General features: G+C 65.2%; 16 protein-coding genes. 3 read left to right on the forward strand and 13 right to left on the reverse strand.

Annotated elements, in window-relative coordinates:
- Window positions 1-485: 485 nt before the first annotated feature.
- Window positions 486-1025, reverse strand: coding sequence for a GNAT family N-acetyltransferase (locus CXY74_RS07995; protein WP_104199959.1), 540 nt, complete (start codon window positions 1023-1025; stop codon window positions 486-488).
- A gap of 142 nt (window positions 1026-1167) precedes the next feature.
- Window positions 1168-2469, reverse strand: coding sequence for a tyrosine--tRNA ligase (gene tyrS / locus CXY74_RS08000; protein ID WP_233193287.1), 1302 nt, complete (start codon window positions 2467-2469; stop codon window positions 1168-1170).
- Window positions 2470-2614: 145 nt separating this feature from the next.
- On the opposite strand from tyrS, the gene CXY74_RS08005 reads away from it, so the two are divergent.
- Together CXY74_RS08005 and CXY74_RS08010 are read left to right on the forward strand one after the other, a co-directional pair.
- Window positions 2615-3235 (forward strand): DNA-binding protein, encoded by a 621-nt coding sequence (locus CXY74_RS08005; protein ID WP_104199961.1) that lies wholly within the window; start codon window positions 2615-2617, stop codon window positions 3233-3235.
- Complete coding sequence (locus tag CXY74_RS08010; protein WP_104199962.1) at window positions 3232-3831, forward strand: hypothetical protein; 600 nt, start codon at window positions 3232-3234, stop codon at window positions 3829-3831. The genes CXY74_RS08005 and CXY74_RS08010 overlap by 4 nt, the downstream gene beginning before the upstream one ends.
- A 54-nt stretch (window positions 3832-3885) precedes the next feature.
- Here CXY74_RS08010 and argH read toward each other — a convergent pair whose 3' ends face one another.
- The 7 genes from argH to argC all read right to left on the reverse strand — a co-directional run bounded on the left by argH (window position 3886) and on the right by argC (window position 12066).
- The gene (gene argH, locus CXY74_RS08015) at window positions 3886-5322 is read right to left on the reverse strand and encodes an argininosuccinate lyase (protein WP_104199963.1); all 1437 of its coding nucleotides are present in this window, start codon (window positions 5320-5322) and stop codon (window positions 3886-3888) included.
- Window positions 5323-5331: 9 nt separating this feature from the next.
- Window positions 5332-6531: an argininosuccinate synthase gene (locus tag CXY74_RS08020; protein WP_104199964.1), complete on the reverse strand. Its 1200-nt coding sequence runs from the start codon at window positions 6529-6531 to the stop codon at window positions 5332-5334.
- 171 nt (window positions 6532-6702) lie between these two features.
- On the reverse strand, window positions 6703-7632 hold the full coding sequence (gene argF, locus CXY74_RS08025; RefSeq protein ID WP_104199965.1) for an ornithine carbamoyltransferase: 930 nt from the start codon (window positions 7630-7632) through the stop codon (window positions 6703-6705).
- A gap of 102 nt (window positions 7633-7734) precedes the next feature.
- Window positions 7735-8916: an acetylornithine transaminase gene (locus tag CXY74_RS08030; RefSeq protein WP_104199966.1), complete on the reverse strand. Its 1182-nt coding sequence runs from the start codon at window positions 8914-8916 to the stop codon at window positions 7735-7737.
- Window positions 8913-9824 (reverse strand): acetylglutamate kinase, encoded by a 912-nt coding sequence (gene argB / locus CXY74_RS08035; protein ID WP_104199967.1) that lies wholly within the window; start codon window positions 9822-9824, stop codon window positions 8913-8915. The genes CXY74_RS08030 and argB overlap by 4 nt, the downstream gene beginning before the upstream one ends.
- Before the next feature lie 2 nt (window positions 9825-9826).
- On the reverse strand, window positions 9827-11008 hold the full coding sequence (gene argJ, locus CXY74_RS08040; RefSeq protein ID WP_104199968.1) for a bifunctional glutamate N-acetyltransferase/amino-acid acetyltransferase ArgJ: 1182 nt from the start codon (window positions 11006-11008) through the stop codon (window positions 9827-9829).
- A complete protein-coding gene (gene argC, locus CXY74_RS08045; RefSeq protein ID WP_104199969.1) occupies window positions 11005-12066 on the reverse strand; it encodes an N-acetyl-gamma-glutamyl-phosphate reductase in 1062 nt (353 codons plus the stop codon). The genes argJ and argC overlap by 4 nt, the downstream gene beginning before the upstream one ends.
- 473 nt (window positions 12067-12539) lie before the next feature.
- On the opposite strand from argC, the gene CXY74_RS08050 reads away from it, so the two are divergent.
- Entirely contained in the window at window positions 12540-13523 is a 984-nt protein-coding gene (locus CXY74_RS08050; RefSeq protein ID WP_146070094.1) for a type IV toxin-antitoxin system AbiEi family antitoxin domain-containing protein, read from the forward strand.
- Between the two features lie 516 nt (window positions 13524-14039).
- Here CXY74_RS08050 and pheT read toward each other — a convergent pair.
- The 4 genes from pheT to CXY74_RS08070 all read right to left on the reverse strand — a co-directional run bounded on the left by pheT (window position 14040) and on the right by CXY74_RS08070 (window position 19358).
- Complete coding sequence (pheT, locus tag CXY74_RS08055; protein ID WP_104199971.1) at window positions 14040-16670, reverse strand: phenylalanine--tRNA ligase subunit beta; 2631 nt, start codon at window positions 16668-16670, stop codon at window positions 14040-14042.
- Window positions 16670-17695, reverse strand: a complete 1026-nt coding sequence (pheS, locus tag CXY74_RS08060) for a phenylalanine--tRNA ligase subunit alpha (protein WP_233193300.1) — start codon at window positions 17693-17695, stop codon at window positions 16670-16672. Before pheS ends, pheT begins: the two co-directional genes overlap by 1 nt.
- 167 nt (window positions 17696-17862) lie before the next feature.
- Window positions 17863-18714, reverse strand: coding sequence for an amino acid ABC transporter permease (locus CXY74_RS08065; RefSeq protein WP_104199973.1), 852 nt, complete (start codon window positions 18712-18714; stop codon window positions 17863-17865).
- Window positions 18711-19358 carry an amino acid ABC transporter permease gene (locus CXY74_RS08070; protein ID WP_104199974.1) on the reverse strand — a complete coding sequence of 216 codons (648 nt, stop codon included), beginning with the start codon at window positions 19356-19358 and terminating at the stop codon, window positions 18711-18713. Before CXY74_RS08070 ends, CXY74_RS08065 begins: the two co-directional genes overlap by 4 nt.
- Between the last annotated feature and the right edge of the window lie 5 nt (window positions 19359-19363).

A 19363-nucleotide genomic window follows, 5' to 3' on the forward strand; every position in this document is an offset into this window, starting at 1 on the left:
ACGGGCCACAACCACGAGGTTTTTGGCATTTGACATTGTGCACGCTGTTGAGTTCTCAAGGATCGGACGCACCCGACTTCAGGCCCTACTGGGCTGTCGCTCCGGGGCAACTTGTCTAACTTACCCACCCGGCCAGTCCCTGTCAAATCAGCCAATCCAGCACTTCCCAGCGCACCAAAGCACACCAAAAACACCCGAACAACCCGACCCAACCAGCAACACACACCCGATGGAGGCTTACAATCCTAGCCCAACACCAGAGAACTTGAAACAAGAACCCAACATTGATCTGACTAGAAGACGGTCCCACATGAGGCCGAAAAGCACTGCGGCTTTCCGCACCTTTGGGGTACGTATAGATACATTACGGCCACCACACCCACCCGTCAAAACGCCCCCCACCCGGGCGTGTCGCACCACCAGCATCCGCTGCCCCGAGCGAAAGCCGGCTCGCGCTGGCCGGGCCTCGTCTCTGAGAGTGCTGGTTACAATTCGGGGGCGACGGCCACGAAGAGTTCGCTCACGGAGTTGTAGTACTGGTCGGTTCTGCCGTTGTGCGTCATGCCGATGCGTAGGCAGACCCGCTGCGACGGGCGATTACTCGGAGTCGTGACGGCAACCACGCGTTCAAGGCCGGTCTTCCAGCCTTCAGCCAGTACAGCGGATGCCGCTTCGGTCGCGTAGCCGTGGCGCCAGGCGTTCGGATGAAAGTGCCAGCCGATCTCGGTGTCCCCCGACGGCTCGAGCGGTGTCACCGCGCTCGACGCCGGGATGGACTTGAGCAGCAGGTTGCCGAAGATCTCGCCGGTGTCGGCATCCGTTACCGCTCTGATGGCATGAATGGGATGTTCCATGCCCTGCCAGCGCGTGATGACGGCGATCGCCTCGGCGCGAGAGGTCATGACGCGCGGATGCAACCCAATGTGCTGTTGCACAGACCATAGCGAGTAGAGCCCGAAAACAAAGTCGGTGTCATCCAGGGTCCAGGGGCGCAGCAGCAGGCGTTCGGTTCGAAGAGTTTCCACGACGACATCTTGCCATCCCCACCTGACGCCCTGCGCAACCGACCCGCCCTCCACACCGCCGACTACCGCTGCGGGAGGGATATTCGTGGGGGCTGCGTGTTCAACCGAGCCGGTAGCGGATGACTGCGCCGCCTTAACCGCACTACTCGACGAAAATTCCCGCGAGCGTTTTCTTGCCGCGACGTAAAACCGCTACTCCCCCGGGAAGCACCGATCCTTCAATGGTCAGGTCGACACTCGTGACCTTCTCGTTGTTCAGGTACACCCCACCCTGTTGCACGGCCCGTCGGGCGTCACCGATACTCTTCGACAGTTCGGTGTCGACGAGCAGCTGCAGCACCGTGGCGTGCGGCGACGTCGTGGTGTGTGGAAGTTCGCGCAGGGCGGCCTCGAGGGTATCGGGATCCAGTTCGGCGAGGTCGCCCTGGCCGAACAGTGCCTCGGCGGCATGGATGGCAGCATCCGTTGCTGCGTGCCCATGCACGAGGCTGGTCACTTCGAGGGCGAGCCGACGCTGCGCTTCACGCCGGAACGGTTCGGTTTCGACGAGCTCGGCGAATCGCTCAATTTCGCGCCGGGAGAGGAACGTGAAGACCTTGAGCCGAAAGACCACGTCGGCATCGTCGGTGTTGAGCCAGAACTGGTAGAACGCGTAGGGGCTCGTTAGATTAGGGTCGAGCCACACCGCATTACCCTCGCTCTTGCCGAACTTGGTTCCGTCGCTGTTGGTGATGAGCGGGGTGCCGATGGCGTGCACCGTGCCGCTTTCGGCGCGACGGATGAGGTCGGTTCCGCTGGTGAGGTTGCCCCACTGATCACTGCCACCGGTTTGCAGCACACAGCCGTAGCTGCGAAACAGCTCGAGGTAATCCAGGCCCTGGAGTATCTGATAGCTGAACTCGGTGTAGCTGATTCCCGCGTCGGAATTGAGGCGCGCGCTGACGGCATCCTTCTTCAGCATGGTGCCCACACGGTAGTACTTGCCGATTTCGCGTAAGAAATCGATGGCGCTCAATGGCGCGGTCCAGTCCAGGTTGTTTACGAGGGTGACGGCGTTGTCGCCCTCCGCACTGAGAAACCGCGACACCTGTGCCTGCAGGTAACCGACCCATTCTGCGACGGTGTCGGTGGGGGTGAGCGTGCGCTCGGCTGTGGGACGCGGGTCGCCGATGAGGCCGGTCGAGCCTCCGACCAGGCCCAGCGGGCGGTGCCCCGCCAGTTGCAGGCGCCGCATCAGCAGCAACTGCACCAGATTACCGAGGTGCAGGCTCGCCGCGGTCGGGTCGAATCCGCAATAGTACGTGATCGGGCCACCATCGAGCAGAGCCTTCAGCTCGGTCGCGTCGGTGGAGACATGCACCAGGCCGCGCCAGTTGATCTCCTCCCACACCGAGTCGAAGGAGGGATCATTGGTCTGCTGGGCGAGGATGGTGGGGTCTGACACGCGCTTTAGATTATCAGCCGGGCCAGCTTCCCGAAGTACCGGCAGCATCCGTTCTTTCGCCGGAGTAATTTAGGTTATAACCTATAGTCAACTGGATTTAGCCTGTGGACTTAACTAGACTGAATGCAGGACGGAGCCTGAGACCATGTTTGTCATCACCGCCGACCAGATCGGCAGCCGCAACGATCACGATCGCGCGCGCGAGATGATCGCGCAGCTCGTGGCACAGAGCCCCGACGCGTTCGGCCTGCCGCCCGACCAGACCGCCGGCGATGAGATTCAGTTACTCCTATCAGCGGCCCGGCCCACGCTCGACGCGATTCTCGCCCTGCATCGTTCCGGCCATTGGAGCGTCGGGCTCGGTGTTGGAACCGTGCGCGCTCCTCTACCGGCGTCGACCAGACAGGCCACGGGGGGCGCTTTCATCGCGGCACGAGACGCCGTGCTGCGCGCTAAGAGAACCGAAGCGCACTTTGCTCTCGAGGTCGATCCGACGCATGCCGACTCCCCCGGCATCGAGGCGCTCTTCACCATGATCCTGCTGCTGCGTCAACGTCGCACCCGCCAAGGCTGGCAGGCCGGCGACCTGTTCGAACGCGGCCTGGCCCAAACCGATATCGCTGCAGAGCTCAAAATCACGACCGGTGCCGTGAGCCAACGACTCAAAGCGGCGCAGTACCGGGTTGAACAAGCGGCGCGGCCGGCGTTGGTTAGGCTGCTGGAGCAGCTCGATCATCGCCCGAATGAAACGGATAATTTTGCATGACCTTCACCATCCTTACATTTCTCCACTGGGTCGCCCTACTCCTGGTCACGCTCGCCTCGCTCACCTGCGCCGCGATCGCCTTCAAACTGCACCGGCAGCTCTTCACGATCTGGGCCATGGCCGGTCTCGTCGTTGCCCTCGTGCTCGCCGCGGTGCCCGTTGGCACCGGCCCGAGCGCCTTCGGTATCGTGATCGGCATGCTCGCCCTCGCCCTCGCCGTGATCGGGGGCGGCCCGATCGCTGTGCTGGCGCTTGATCTCGCCACCAACAACTCGGTACCGCCGGGCCAGCATGGCGGAATCATGGTGCTGAACGCCGGGAAACCGGCCCCGACCATGGCGGGGGTCAGCGACCCGGAAACGCACGAGGTGCTGCGCGGCGGGGTGACCATCGGTATCCTGGAACGCCTCGCCGTGGCCGGCGCCATCCTGGCCGGTTTTCCCGAAGCGATCGCCGTGGTCGTCGCTATCAAGGGCGTTGGCCGCTTCACGGAGCTGGCCGCGGCCGAATCGCGCGAGCGGTTCATCATCGGCACCCTGTCGAGCCTCACCTGGGCGTGCGCGTGCGCCGCCCTCGTGCCGATGGCCCTCGCTTAGCGTGCCGGTTTAGTACCTCACAGGCATAGCGGCGCGCCGCCGATACGGCCGGCTCTACCGACTCAGGACGGCCGTCAGGTCGCGTACGCGGGCCACGAGGTGGGCACGCTGTTCGGCGACACGCACCGGAGCGGTTCCGCCGGCGCCGTCACGACTCTCGACCGATCCGCGGATGGTGAGCACTTCGCGCACCTGGGGAACAAGGTGCGGCGAGATCAAGAGCAACGATTCGTCGCTCACCTCGTGCAGGTCGAGCTGGTTAGTTTCGGCGAACTTCACAAGCGAACCGGTGATTTCATGCGCGTCACGGAACGACACATGGCGTTTGACCAGCCACTCCGCGACATCCGTAGCGAGGGAGAAACCCTGCGGAGCGAGCTCGGCCATGCGTTCGGTGTGAAAAGTGAGGGTGGCGACCATGCCGGTGAAAGCGGGCAGCAGCACTTCGAGGGTGTTGATCGAGTCGAGAACCGGCTCCTTGTCTTCCTGCAGATCGCGGTTGTACGCGAGCGGCAAACCTTTGAGGGTGGTGAGCAGCCCGGTGAGGTTGCCGATCATGCGGCCGGACTTGCCGCGAGCGAGCTCGGCAATGTCAGGATTCTTCTTCTGCGGCATGATCGACGAGCCGGTGGAATAGGCATCGTCAAGGGTGACGAAACCGAATTCGCGGGTGTTCCAGAGAATGATCTCCTCGGCCAGCCGCGACATGTCGATGCCGATTTGTGCGGTGATGTAGGCGAATTCAGCGACCAGGTCGCGGCTCGCGGTGCCGTCGATGGAGTTCTCGACCACGGCGGCGAAGCCGAGGTCGGCGGCGACGAGATGCGCGTCGAGACCGAGGGTGTTACCGGCGAGGGCGCCGGAACCGTAGGGGGATGCATCCGCGCGCCGGCCCCAGTCTGCGAAGCGGTCCAGGTCACGCACGAGCGGCCAGCAGTGCGCCAGCAGGTGGTGCGCGAGCAGCACCGGTTGAGCGTGCTGCAGATGGGTGCGGCCGGGCATGATGGCGCTTTCGTGCGCTTCGGCCTGAGCGGCGAGGGCATCAATGAGTTCGATGACGAGCGAGGCAAGGATGGCGGCGTGGTCGCGCAGCCACATGCGCACGAGCGTCGCAACCTGGTCATTGCGGCTGCGGCCAGCGCGGAGCTTGCCCCCGATCTCGACGCCGATGATACCGATCAGGCCCCGCTCCAGCGCCGAGTGCACGTCTTCGTCGGCGTCGGCGGGGAGAAAATCGCCGGCGATGACGGCGCGCTCGAGCTCTTCAAGCGCGCCGACCATCTGGGTGAGTTCGGTGTCGGTGAGATACCCGGCGGCGGCCAGGGCTCGTGCATGCGCGCGGCTGCCCTGCAGGTCGTATTCGGCCAGCATCCAGTCGAACTGGGTCGACTTGCTCAGTCGCGCCAGTTCCGGCGACGGCCCCCCGGCGAAACGGCCACCCCAGAGGGCGCCCGCCGCTCCGGCGCGGTTCGCGTTCTTCTCACTCGACACGCGGGCGCCCTACTTGCTGGTCGCGTCGCGGCGGGCCGCGATCTTGCTCGGCAACGACCACAGCTCGATGAATCCCTTGGCCATGGACTGGTCGAAGGAGTCGCCGGTGTCGTAGGTGGCGAGATTGAAGTCGTACAGGCTCGTCGTGCTGGAACGACCGGTGACGACGGCGGTGCCGGCGTGCATCTTCAAGCGGATGTCGCCCGTCACGTGCTTCTGAGTGTCCTCGATGAACACGTCGAGGCTCTTCTTCAGACCCGAGAACCAGAGACCGTCGTAGACGAGCTCGGCCCACTTGCTCTCGACGCCGCGCTTGTAGCGGGCGACGTCACGTTCCACGGTCATGTTCTCGAGTTCTTCGTGCGCAGCAATCAGTGCGATGCCGGCCGGAGCCTCATAGATCTCGCGGCTCTTAATGCCGACCAGGCGGTCCTCGACGATGTCGATGCGGCCGACCCCCTGGTCACCAGCGAGACGGTTCATCAGCTGAATCATCTGCAGCGGGGTGACCTTCTTGCCATCGATAGCGACGGGGACCCCCTGCTCGAAGGAGATGACAACCTCGGTGGGGGCGCGAGTGACCGACGGGTCTTGGGTGTAGGTGTAAAGGTCTTCGATCGGCGCGTTCCACGGGTCTTCGAGGAATCCGGTCTCGACGGCGCGACCCCAGACGTTCTGGTCCACCGAGTACGGACTCTTCTTGGACTGCATGATGGGTAGGTCGTGCTTGGCGGCGTACTCGATGGCTTTGTCGCGGGTCAGCGCGAAGTCCCGCACCGGGGCGAGTGACGTCAGGTCGGGGGCGAGGGCCGCGACGGCCGCTTCGAACCGAACCTGGTCGTTGCCCTTACCGGTGCATCCGTGGGCGACGCTGTCGGCGCCGAGCTCCTTGGCGGTGGAGGCCAGGTACTTGGCGATCAGCGGTCGGCTGATGGCCGAAACGAGCGGGTAGCGCTTCTGATACAGGGCGTTCGCCTTGAGCGTCGGCACGATGTAGTCGTTGGCGAACTCGTCTTTCGCATCGATGACGATGGATTCGACTGCGCCGCAGTCCAGGGCGCGCTGACGGATCACGTCCATGTCTTCGCCCTCCTGACCGACGTCGACGGCGAGGGCTACGACCTCTTTACCGGTGGCATCCTTGAGCCAGCCGATGCCGACCGAGGTATCCAGTCCGCCCGAGTATGCGAGTACAACGCGTTCCGCCATGGTTCTCCCTAAATCTTGATCTGTCTAAAGTTTACGTTGTGGGCGCCGGTCGCCCGCCCGCCTGCCCTCCCGGCACTGCGGACGGGGCCCGGGCCCCGTCCGTGGGCCCAGTTTATAAACTGGGCCCCGGGCCCGGGCCCAGGCCCCGTCCGGAAGGCGAGTGCCAGACGGTCAGGCCGCGTTTTGCGCGAGCAGCCAGACCAGCAGGGCTTTCTGGGCGTGCAGGCGGTTCTCGGCCTCGTCCCAGATGATGCTCTGCGGCCCGTCGATGACGTCGGCGGTCACCTCGTAGCCGCGGTCGGCCGGCAGGCAGTGCATGAAGTGGGCGCCCGGCTTCGCCAGGCCCATCAGAGTTGCGTCGACCCGGTACTGACCGAGGTCGCCGAGCCGGGTGGCCTTCTCGTCTTCCTTGCCCATCGACACCCAGGTGTCGGTGATGACCACGTCGACGCCGGTGACGGCTTCGCGCGGGTCGGTGAACAAAGCGACCGAGCCGCCGGTGCGGGCGGCGATGGCCGTCGCATCCGCTACCACCTGGTTGGTCGGGGTGTAGCCCGCCGGTGACGCGATGCGCACGTGCATGCCGGCGGTCGCTCCCGCGAGTAAATAGGACTGCCCCATGTTGCAGGCACCGTCACCGAGAAAGGCGAGAGTCTGGCCGGCGAGGTCGCCGCGGTGTTCGCGGATGGTGAGCAGGTCGGCGAGCAGCTGGCAGGGGTGAAAGTCATCGCTGAGCGCGTTGATCACGGGCACAGTCGTGCCGAGCGCCATTTCCTCGAGTCCGGCCTGGCCGTAGGTGCGCCAGACGATCGCGGCGACCTGACGTTCGAGCACGCGGGCCGTGTCAGAGGCGGTCTCCTTGCCACCGAGCTGACTGTTCGCGGTGCTGATGATGAGGGGGCTGCCGCCGAGGTCGGCGATACCGACCGCGAAGGACACTCGGGTGCGGGTCGAGGACTTGTCGAAAATGACCGCGACGGTCTGCGGGCCGGCGAGCGGGCGCACCGCAAATCGGTCTCGCTTCAACTCCAGGGCCAGATCGAGAATCTCGGCCTGTTCGGCCGGGGAGATGTCGTCGTCGCGCAGGAAATGGCGGGTCACGGTGTCACTTTCGGTTGTTAAGTAGCAGGTGAGCGGATGCCGCTCCCCTGGTTGGTAGTCCCGCGCCGGTGCGAAACCCGCGCAAAGTGGGATTCGTCCAGCCTAGAGGCTGGCCAGTGCTCGCCCGAACCGTTCCTGGAAGTCGGCCAGTTCGGCGTCCCCCACGATCAGGGGTGGGGCGATACGAATGCTGGTCTCGTTGGCGGCGTTGACGATGAGGCCCTGGGCGAGCGCGGCCGCGCCGAGCTTCAAGGCGACCGGTTCGGTCAGGCCGACGCCGAGCAGCAGGCCGCGCCCGCGCACCTCGTCGATCAGCGGCGAGTGGAAGCCGAGAATGATCTCGCGCAGCTGCTGGCCCCTCACAGCGGCGTTGGCGGCCAGGCCATCGCGTTCGATCACGCCGAGCACGGCGTTGGCGGTCGCGGTGACGAGCGGGTTGCCGGCGAAGGTCGAGCCGTGCTGGCCGCGACGGAACAGCTCGGAGGCCCAGCCGAAGGTGACGAGAGCGCCAATGGGGACACCGCCACCCATCCCTTTGGCGATGGTGACGGCATCCGGCAGTATTTCAGCGTGGTTATAGGCGAACCAGGCGCCGGTGCGGGCGATACCGGTCTGGATCTCGTCGAGGATCAGGAGGACGCCGTGCTCGGTGCACAGCTCACGGGCACGCTTGAGGAACCCCTCCGGCAGGTCGATGACGCCCGCCTCACCTTTGACCGGTTCGAGGAACAGGGCGGCGACGGTGTTGTCGATGGTGGCTTCGAGGGCCTTGATCGTGCTGTCAATGTGTTCGACTCCGCCGGGCACGGGCTCGAACGCCTCGCGCATGTTCGGCTTGCCCGACAGGGCGAGCGCGCCCATGGTGCGCCCGTGGAAGGAGTCGTGCAGCGCGATGATGCGGCTGCGGTGTCCTTGGTTGTTGAGCCTGGCCAGTTTGAACGCTGCCTCGTTGGCCTCGGCACCGGAATTGCAGAAGTAGACGCGGCCCGTTTCACCGGCGCCGGTGATGCGTTTGAGGCGTTCGGCCAGTTCAATCTGCGGCGGCGTGGCGAAATAGTTGGAGACGTGACTGATCGTGCCGATCTGCTTGGTGACGGCAGCAACGACCTCAGGGTGTGCGTGACCGAGCGAATTCACCGCGATGCCGGCGAGAAAGTCGAGGTACTGCGTGCCCTTCTCGTCCCAGACGTAGCAGCCCTCACCGCGCACGAGCATGGCCAGTGGCGGGCTGAACGTGCGCATCATCGAATCGGCGAACCGATTCTGCCAAGAGTCTTCAATCATGCCGGTACTACCTCCGTGCCGATGCCGCTTCCAGTGAAAATTTCGAGCAGGATCGAGTGCGGTACTCGCCCGTCGATGATCGCGGCTTTGGCGACGCCGCCGTCGACGGCATCAAGGCAGGCCGTCATCTTGGGAATCATCCCCGATTCCAGGTCGGGCAGCAGACCGCGTAATTCGACCACGTCGATGATCGACACGAGCGAATCCCGGTTGGGCCAGTCGCGGTAGAGTCCGGCGACGTCGGTGAGAATCACGAGCTTGGCCGCGCCGAGCGCGATCGCGAGTGCGGCAGCAGCAGCGTCGGCGTTGACGTTGAGGGACTGGCCCGGAACATCCATATTGGGAGCGATCGACGAGACCACCGGGATGCGGCCGGCCGCGAGCTGGGCGAGTACTGCTTCGGGGTCGACGCCGATGACATCGCCGACGAGCCCGAGATCGACCTCCTCGCCGTCGATGACCACGCCGCGCCGGCGCCCGCGGAACAGGCCGGCGTCTTCACCGGAGAGTCCGGCGGCGAGCGGACCGTGCTGGTTGATGTGACTGACCAGGTCGCGATTGATCTGGCCGGTGAGCACCATGCGCACCACGTCCATCGCTTCGGGCGTGGTCACCCGGTAGCCCCCGCGAAACTCGCTCTCGATGCCGAGGCGCGCCAGCATGGCCGAGATCTGCGGCCCGCCGCCGTGCACGACGACCGGTCGGATGCCCGCGTATCGCAGGTAGACCATGTCTTCGGCGAAGGAGCGCTGCAGCTCTTCGCTCACCATGGCGTTGCCGCCGAACTTCACGACGATGATCTGGTCGTGAAAGCGTTTGAGCCACGGCAGCGCTTCGATCAGCGTTGCCGCCTTAACGGATGCTTCGGCCTGGCTGGTCTCGGCGTTAGTTCTCGGTGTTTCGGTCATGATCAGCTGGAGTACGCGCTGTTCTCTTCGACATAGTCGTGGGTGAGGTCGTTGGTCCACAGGGTGGCCGTTGCATTACCGGCATGCAGGTCGATGAGCACCGTCACGCTGCGGCCCGACAGGTTGACGAGCTCGCGCGGCTGGTCAGGCTCGCCCGCGGTACACACCTGAACGCCATTGATGGCGACGTCGATGCTATACGGGTCGAAGGCTGCGCTTTCGACCGGTACCGTTCCGACGGCGGCGAGCACGCGGCCCCAGTTCGGGTCGTTGCCGAAGATGGCCGACTTGAACAGGTTGCTGCGCGAGACAGCACGAGCCACGGTCACCGCTTCGTCGTCGGAGACCGCGTTGGTGACGGTGATCGCCACGTCGTGCGCAGCGCCCTCGGCGTCTCCTTGTAACTGTAAAACCAGGTCGCGGCAGATTTCGACGAGGGCGATGTTGAATTCGGATTTGTCGGCAGCGACGCCGCTCGCCCCGGAACAGAGCAGGCTCACGGTGTCGTTGGTCGACATGCAGCCGTCGGAGTCGAGGCGGTCAAAGGTGACCCGGGTCGCCGCGCGAAGCGCCGTGTCGAGGTCGGCCGAGTCGAGCACGGCGTCGGTCGTGATGACCACGAGCATCGTGGCCAGTCCCGGAGCGAGCATGCCGGCGCCCTTGGCCATGGCGCCAATGCTCCAACCGGCGGGAGAGGTGTGCAGAGCCTCTTTCGGACGGGTGTCGGTAGTCATGATCGCCTGTGCGGCCAGGAGGCCGGCGGCTGGGGTGGTTGCGGCATCCGTCTTGATGTGGAGGGTGGCGTCCCAGACTCCCGCGATGACGAGGTCGAGGTCGAGTTGTTCACCGATCAGGCCGGTGGAGCAGACCAAAACGTCGCCGGAAGAGATGTCGAGGCGGGTCGCGACGGCTTCGGCGGTGGCATGGGTGGTCTGGAATCCGATGCTGCCGGTGTAGCAGTTGGCGCCCCCGGAGTTGAGCACGATGGCGCTGACGCGGCCGTCGCTCATGACCTGGGTGCTCCAGATGACGGGGTTGGCCTGGCAGCGGTTGCTCGTGAAGACGGTGGCGGCGTTCTGCAGTGGGCCGAGGTTGTGTACGAGGGCGAGGTCGAGCCCGCCGGACTTTTTCAGGCCGGCCGTGACGCCGGCAGCAGCGAAACCGGCGGGATGGGTGACACTCACGGAGCAACTCCATTCATGGTCAGACCGAGCGTTTCGGTCAGACCGAGGGCAATGTTGGCAGATTGGATGGCAGCGCCGGCGGTGCCCTTGACAAGATTGTCGATAGCCGTGATCGTGACGACGCGGCCGGCTGCCTCGTCGACGGCCAGTCCGATCAGAGCGGTGTTGGCACCGAGCACATCGGCCGTGCGCGGAAAATGTCCCTCAGGAAGCACGTGCACAAACGGTTCGTCGGCGTAGGCGCTCTCCCAGGCGGCGCGCACGGCGGCGGCGCTCGTTCCGGGTACCAGCCGGGCGGTCGCCGTCGCGAGGATGCCGCGCGACATCGGCACGATCACCGGCGTGAACGAGATGGTCGCATCTCGTGCCGACGTGGATGCGGCGCTTTGGGCCCAGCGCAGCGCCTGCACGATCTCGGGAATATGCCGATGAGTGCCGCCGACCGCATAGGGGTTGGCCGAGCCCAGGATCTCGGCAGCGAGGTTTGGCAACTTGAGACTCTTGCCGGCGCCACTCGGGCCGACGGCGAGTACGGCAACGAGGTCCTGCGCTTCGATCACGCCCGCATGGATGCCGGGGGCCAGGGCGAGCGCAACAGTGCTGGCGTTGCAGCCGGGCGCGGCGATGCGGCGTGCGGCAACAATTCTGTCGCGCTGTTTGCCGTTGGCCGTGACCAGTTCGGGCACCCCATAGGTCCACGAACCGAAGTAGTCACCGCCGTAAAACGCCGCCCAGTCGTCGGGGTTTTCGAGGCGGTGGTCGGCGCCGCAGTCCACCACGAGCGTGTCATTGGGCAGGTGCGCCGTCAGCTCACCGGATTTTCCGTGCGGCAGGGCGACGAAGACAGCGTCGTGGCCGCTGAGATTTTCCGGGGTGGTGTCGACGAGGGTCAGATGGGTGAGCGAACGCAGCTGAGGCTGCACGTCGACCAGGCGCTGTCCGGCGTTGCTGTGCGCAGTGACCGTGCTCACCTCGAATTCGGGGTGACCGGAAAGCAGCCGCAGCAGTTCGCCGCCTGCATACCCGCTCGCACCCGCGACTGCCACCGAAAAGACCATGTGTTAAACCTAGCGCGGCCCCGGCGGCCCCATTTCCGCGCTCGCGCGGGGCGTCACGCGGGCGGCGGGCATCCGCTCGCCGTCGCTGCCCTCGGCGTGGTTCACGGCACTCCTGTTGCTTCACGGCACTCTTGCTAGTTCACAGCACCCCTGCTGGTTCACGGCACCCCTGTTGGTTCACGGCACTCCTGCTGGTTCACGGCACCCCTGCTGGTTCATGGCACCCCTGTCGAGAAGCGCCAGCTTCCCTAGCGAAGGCCACCACGACGGATGCCGCGCGCCGGCCCCCCCCCAGTCGCGACTCGCGGCACGCGTTAGAGTTTGCGGCACCCCGAACACCAAGTGCACGCATCCGAAACGAGTGCCACGAGAGTCGGAGCATCCGCTCTCTGCACAGTGCATGCCCGTGCCGAGTTCCCCACAGATGTTGCGCCAAACGAGGACCGGCTCCCGTTCCGCGGCAGAGTGGGGACATGTTGGAGGCCTTGGAAACGCAGGATATGCTCGGCGACGGCCTCATCACGGCCGATGCCCTCCGTGCGGCCGGTATGAATGCGCACGCCGTGGACCTGCTGGTGAGACGGGGCGAGCTCCGGCGTCTTCGACGCGGTTGGTACGTCCTCGGCGCAAAGTGGCAGGCGTGTGGTCTCGACGGGCAATACCGCCTGTTCGCGCGTGCCACTGCCGGTGCGGCCAAACGACCATTGGTGCTTTCGCACCATTCCGCCGCGGCCATGCATGGACTGCCGTTGATTGGCGCCTGGCCACTCTCTGTGCATGCCCTCGTCCCCGACGCCCAAGGCGGCAGCAGTCACCGGCTCGTCACGACGCATCGCGCCGTCGCCGATCCGAATGCAACACTCATCGCCGGTATCGCGGTGACCAGTCTCGCTCGCACCCTTGTCGATATCGCTGCCGGGTGCAGTTTTCTCACCGGAGTGACAATGATCGACCACGTGCTCCACCAAGAGAGCAGGCGGGTAGTACCCGACGCGGGTAATCCGGGCGTTCCGGCGATCACGAAGGCGGTGCTCTTCGCGGAACTGGACGCGGTGCGTCCCCGTACCGGGCGCCAGGCTGCCGAGCGGGCCATCACGTTTGCTGACGAACTCTCGGCCAACGCCGGCGAGTCACTCAGCAGAGTGCGCTTCGAGCAACTGAAGTTTCAGATTCCCGAACTGCAGGTGCGATTTGACGTCGCTGGCCGCTCGTACTTCGTGGACTATTTCTGGCGGGGTGTGCGCAAAATCGGTGAGTTTGACGGGCACACCAAGTACACCCGCGCAGCGGTCATGAACGGGAAGGACGTGGTGGGGGTGGTCGTGGCCGAGAAGGATCGGGAGAGCGTGCTTCGCCCGTTTGTGACGAGTTTCAACCGCTGGGGCTGGAACCTGGCCCTCAATGCCGTCGAGTTCTATCGGTTCCTCTGCGAGAAGGGTGTGCCGCGCACCCGCTGACGCTGCACCCTGCGTTCGCGGCACCCGTCGAGACTCGCAGCACCCGTCGAGCCTCGCAGCACCCGTTGGAAGGAGTGCCCGCGTCCCAAACGAGTGCCACCACACGCGGATCGTGCCCGGGCACCTGACGGGAACGGTCCACGGCACTCGTTACAGTTCGCAGCACCCGTCGAGCCTCGCAGCACCCGTTGGAAGGAGTGCCCGCGTCCCAAACGAGTGCCACCCAATGCGGATCCCGCGCGGGCACCTGACGGGAACGGCCCACGGCACTCGTTACAGTTCGCAGCACCCGTCGAGCCTCGCAGCACCCGTTGGAAGGAGTGCCCGCGTCCCGAACGAGTGCCCGCGTCCCGAACGAGTGCCCTGGCCAGCGGATGCCGCAGGCCGCGGCATCCAGTGGTCGCGGCACGCAGGCCGCGGCATCCAGCGGTCGCGGCACGCAAGCTCCGGCATCCAGTGGTCGCGGTACGCAAGCTCCGGCATCCGCTGGTCGCGGCACGCAGGCCCGCCAGCGGGTTATTCGCGCAGGGCCGCTCCGAAGCGATCCGCAGCGAGGGCAACCCCGGACAGGCGCGCGGCGCTCGCTTCGGCGGCGGTCAGCGTACGCTCCTCGCCGCGAAAACGCAGTCCAAAGGTGAGCGACTTCTGGCCGGACTCAACTCCGGCACCGCGGTAGTCGTCGACCAGGTCGATACTCTCGAGCAGGTCGCCCGCCCCCTCGGCGACGACCGCGCCCAGAGCGGCAGCCGGCACCGAAACCGAGACGACGAGCGAAAGGTCCTGCGTCGCGGCGGGCATCGTGCGGATCGACGTGACCGTCAAGTCAGCGTCGGCCTGCGCGAAGACGAGCCCGAGGTTGATCTCGGCAACGGCCACGACAGCAGGAAGGTCATAGTCGTCGGCGACTGTGGGGAGCAGTTCTCCGGCGAATCCCACCGACACGGTCGAGACCGGCATAGTCAAAGCCGACACTGTCGAAGCCTGCACGGTCGAAGCCTGCACGGTGACGAACAGCTCGGCGGTGCGGCCCGGGTGCATCGCCGGGTGCTGGCCCTGGCGTACTTCGATGCGCACTCCGGTAGCCAATGCCACCTGCTGCGCAGCGGCCAACGCAGACTGCCAGCCCGCTCCAACGGCGGGCTGTCCGGGTTGGTGCCGCACGTCATTGCCGACGAGAACGATCCCGACCATTAGTGGCTGCGGAACAATTCCCGCATTCAGGGCCGCCTCAGCCTCGGCGCTCGGGCGCGCGCCGCCGGCCGGGAGCACGGCCGTGCCGTATTTCACGCCGGCCTCGGGCCGAAAGACCAGTCCCTGCTCGTAGATGGCCACGTCGACCAGTCCGCGTGACCGGTTGCGGTGCGCGATCTGCAACAGGCCGGGCAGCATCGAGGTGCGCAGAAACGGTGCCTCACCGTCGAGCGGATTAGCGACCTTGATCTGCGGCACCGAAACCGGCACAGCGGATGCCGCATCCGCCGTATTCGCGCCGGCGGACACGGCGGGTAAAACGGCCACGCCGAACACGTTGTTCGCTCGCTCGGAAACGAACGGGTAGGTCAAGACCTCGGTGTGACCGGTGGCCGCCAGGGTGTGCGCGACAGTACGGCGCAAAGTCTGCGTGCGGGTCAGGCCACGGCCGGGCGGCGCGACGGGCAGCACCGAAGGAATGCGGTCGTAGCCGACGATGCGGGCGACCTCCTCGGCGAGGGTCCACTTATCCGTCAGGTCGGGGCGCCAGCTCGGCGGGGTGACCTGCAGGTCGCCGTCGGATTCGATCAACGAGGCACCGACGTCGACGAGCGCATCGCGCACCTCGTCGCCGGTGTAGGCGAGGCCGATGAGACCAGAAACGAACCCGGTCGGCAGCAGAATCGGCTGGGGTACCGGAGCTTCGTCGTAGACCGAACCGAGATCGTCGGCGACTCCTCCGGCCAGGTCCACGAGCAGCTGCACCACGCGAGCAGCAGCGACAGCGGCCACGCGCGGGTCGACACCGCGTTCGAACCGCTTGCTTGCCTCGCTCGGCAGCTTATGACGGCGGGCCGAGCGCGCGATCGACACCGGGTCGAAGTTGGCGGCCTCGACGAGCACGTTGACCGTCTGCGCACTGATCTCCGTGCTTGTCCCGCCCATTACACCGGCCAAACCGATCGGCCCGGATTCATCGGTGATCAGCAAATCTTCGACGTCGAGCGTGCGGGTGACCGCATCGAGGGTGGTGAATTTCTCCCCGGCGGTCGCGCGCCGCACGATGATGCCGCCGGCCAGCTTGTCAAGGTCGTAGCCGTGCAACGGCTGGCCGAGCTCGAACATCACATAATTGGTCACGTCGACAACGAGCGAGATCGAGCGGATACCGACCAGCCCCAGTCGCGCGGTCATCCAGGCTGGGGTCGGCCGGGTCGGATCGATGCCGCGCACGACGCGGGTGACGAACACGCTTGCTCCGGTTTGGTCCCGAATCGGGGTCTGGTCGTCGATCGTCACGGGGAACCGGGTGACCGGGGCCACGACCGTCAGTGCCAGCGCAGGGTCCCGAAACGGCACGCCGGTGGCGTGCGAGTATTCGCGGGCGACGCCGCGAATGGAGAAGGCGTAGCCGCGATCGGGGGTGACGTTGATCTCGACGGCGCTGTCATCGAGGCCGAGGAGGGGGATCGCATCCGTTCCGACCGGAGCGTCGATGCCGAGCGAAGCCAGCAGCAGAATTCCGTCGTGCTCGTCGCCGAGGCCGAGTTCACGGGCCGAGGCGATCATGCCGTCGGAGACGTGGCCGTAGGTCTTGCGGGCCGCAATGGGAAACGGACCCGGCAGCGAAGCTCCGGGCAGGGTCACGACGACCTTGTCGCCGACGGCGAAGTTGTGGGCGCCGCAGACGATGCCGTGGATGGCGGGGCCGCCGTCAGCGGCGAGCTCGTCGCCCGGCGCAACTCGCACCTGGCACCAGTTGATGGTCTTGCCGTTGGTCTGCTCTTCGCCAACGAATTCGAGCACCTCGCCGACCACGATCGGGCCGGACACATCGAAACGGTGAATATCTTCCTCTTCGAGCCCGACGCTCACGAGGGCAGCATGGACGTCTTCCGGCGTGGTGCCAGGGGCGAGGTCGACGAATTCGCCGAGCCAGGAAAGTGGTACCCGCATCAGACCGTCATCCCATACTGCTGGCTGAACCGAATATCGCCCTCGACCATATCGTGCATGTCCTTTACGTCGTTTCTAAACATCACAGCTCGTTCCACGCCCACCCCGAACGCGAATCCGGAGTAGACCTCGGGGTCGATCCCGGCGGAGCGCAGCACGTTGGCGTGCACCATGCCGCAGCCGCCCCACTCGATCCAGCGTGCGCCGTCCTTGAAGGTCGGGTGCCAGACGTCGAGCTCCGCGCTCGGTTCGGTGAATGGAAAGTAGTTCGGGCGCAGGCGCACCTTGGCTTCTGGACCGAACAGGGCCTGCACGAAGTGGTCGAGCGTGCCGCGCAGATTCGCCATGGTGAGGCCCTTGTCGATGGCGATGCCCTCGATCTGGTGAAAGACCGGTGTGTGGGTCGCGTCGAGTTCATCGGTGCGAAAAACCCGTCCGGGCGCGACCACGTAGACCGGCAGCTCGCGCGAGAGCAACGCGCGTAGCTGCACGGGTGAGGTTTGCGTGCGTAGAACGAGGTGGGCATCCGTCGGTTCGACGAAGAAGGTGTCCTGCATGGCGCGGGCCGGGTGGTCCTCGTCGAAGTTGAGCCCGTCGAAGTTGAACCATTCGTTTTCAAGCTCCGGGCCTTCGGCGACCTCCCAGCCCATGGCCACGAAGACGTCGGCGGCGCGTTCGCTGAGCAGCGAGATCGGATGCCGCGCCCCCGGTTTCCAAGTTGACGCGGCGGCGGTCACGTCGACCGTTTCGGCGAGCAGGCGGGCGGCCGCTTCAGCGGTGCCGATCTCGTCTTCGCGAGCGGTCAACGCCTTTGTTGCGGCGCCGCGGGCCTGGCCGACGAGCTTGCCGGCTGCAGCCTTCTGATTGCCGGGCACGCTGCGCATGAGCGCGTTAAGCTTCGACAGCGGGGAGGACTCCCCCGCATGTTCGCTGCGCACGAGCCTGAGGGCGGCGGTCGTGTCGGCGACGGCGATGGCAGCCAGGGCGGCGTCAACCGCAGCGTTGACGGCGGCTTCTGAGATCAACGGCTCTGCTGAAACGGATGCGGCGGCGTCAGCCGGATCGGATGATGCGGTGGGCTCTGGGGGAACGCTGGGAACAGACACAAGGCCCAAGTTTAGTGCGTGCTGCGAGCGAGCCCGGCCGTCTCGGCCGCCGGGACGAACCTCCGCTCGCTGCGCTCTTTAAAGAACTAGGCGGCTTCGTTGACCAGTTGCTGCGCCCTGATGTTCTTGGCCGGACCGCGCTTGGTGCGCACCTCGATGTACTTGGCGACCCCCGCAAGCAGCAAGCAGAGCGAGATGTAGATCGCAGCCATAACAATGGTTGAGGGGATGATCGGTGACCCGTAGTTGGGCTGGGCGCCATAGAACTTGGCGAGATACAAAAGTTCCTGGTAGGTGACGATGAAGCCGAGCGCTGTGTCCTTGAGAACGACCACCAGCTGCGACACGATGACCGGTGCCATGGCGCGCAGGGCCTGCGGCAGCAGGATCATGCGCATAACCTGCGTCTTGCTCATGCCGATTGCGTACGCAGCTTCGGCCTGGCCCTTGGGCAACGATTCGATTCCGGCCCGAAAGACTTCAGACAGCACGGAGCCGTTGTAGAGCGTCAGCCCGGTGACCACGGCAATGAAGGGCGTCACGAAGCTGAAGCCGAGCGGCGGCAGGCCGTAGTACATGATCATCATGAGGATGAGCAGGGGGATGGCGCGGAAAAGTTCCACAAACAGGTACGTTGGCACGCTGATCCAGCGGTGCTTGGACACGCGGCCGACCAGGAGGAGAAGTCCGAGAATAAGGCTAAGTACTGCGGCGAGTCCAAACGCCTGGAGCGTAGCGATCGTGGCTTCGAGAATTTTAGCGTGCACGAACGGAATCGTGAACAGCTCCCATTTTTCGGCTGTGAACTGACCCGTTTCAACGAAGCGGAGCAGGATGAACGCGAAAATTGCGACAACGGCGACCAGGGTTATCGCACCAATGTAGCGGTGGCGTACCCGTGCGCGAGGTCCAGGGGCGTCAAACAGAACGTTACTCATCGCAGTACCTTCAAACCGTTTTCCAGTTTGCGCTGGACGAAAGACAGAATCGCGACCAGAAGCACGAAGAGCAAGGCCACCCAGAGCAGAACGATGATGGCAGGTTCGCCGCGCTCCGAGAGAGTGGCTCGAATGGCACCCGCTTCGGCGACAGAGAATCCGGCGGCGACCGTCGTGTTCTTGAGCAGGGCGATGAAAACACTCATCATGGGCGGGATAACCGCGCGAAAGGCTTGGGGCATCAGGACTTGCGACATGCTTTGACCGAAGGTGAGCCCAATGGCTCTGGCGGCTTCGGCCTGTCCAAGCGGGACCGTGTTGATGCCGGCGCGCAGCGTTTCGGCAACGTAGGTGGCCGAATAAAGGCTGAGCGCGAAGATGGCCAGCGTGGTGTAGCTCACGCTCGGGAGGTCCAGTTTGGGGTACCCGAAAGCGAAGAAGAACATGAGCAGGGTCAGCGGCGTATTCCGCACAAGATTCACATAGCCGGTACCGACCGCGCGCATCGGAGCGACTGGGGACACGCGCATGGCACCGACGACGGTACCGAGAATCAAGGCAAAGAGGGCGGACCAGAGGAACACCTGAATCGTCAAAGCGAACCCGTCGACGAAGACGTCGAGGTTATTGAGCAGGGTGTCCATGGTCC

Origin of the sequence: Cryobacterium sp. Y29 (assembly GCF_002929825.1) — a bacterium.
Classification (GTDB): Bacteria; Actinomycetota; Actinomycetes; order Actinomycetales; family Microbacteriaceae; genus Cryobacterium.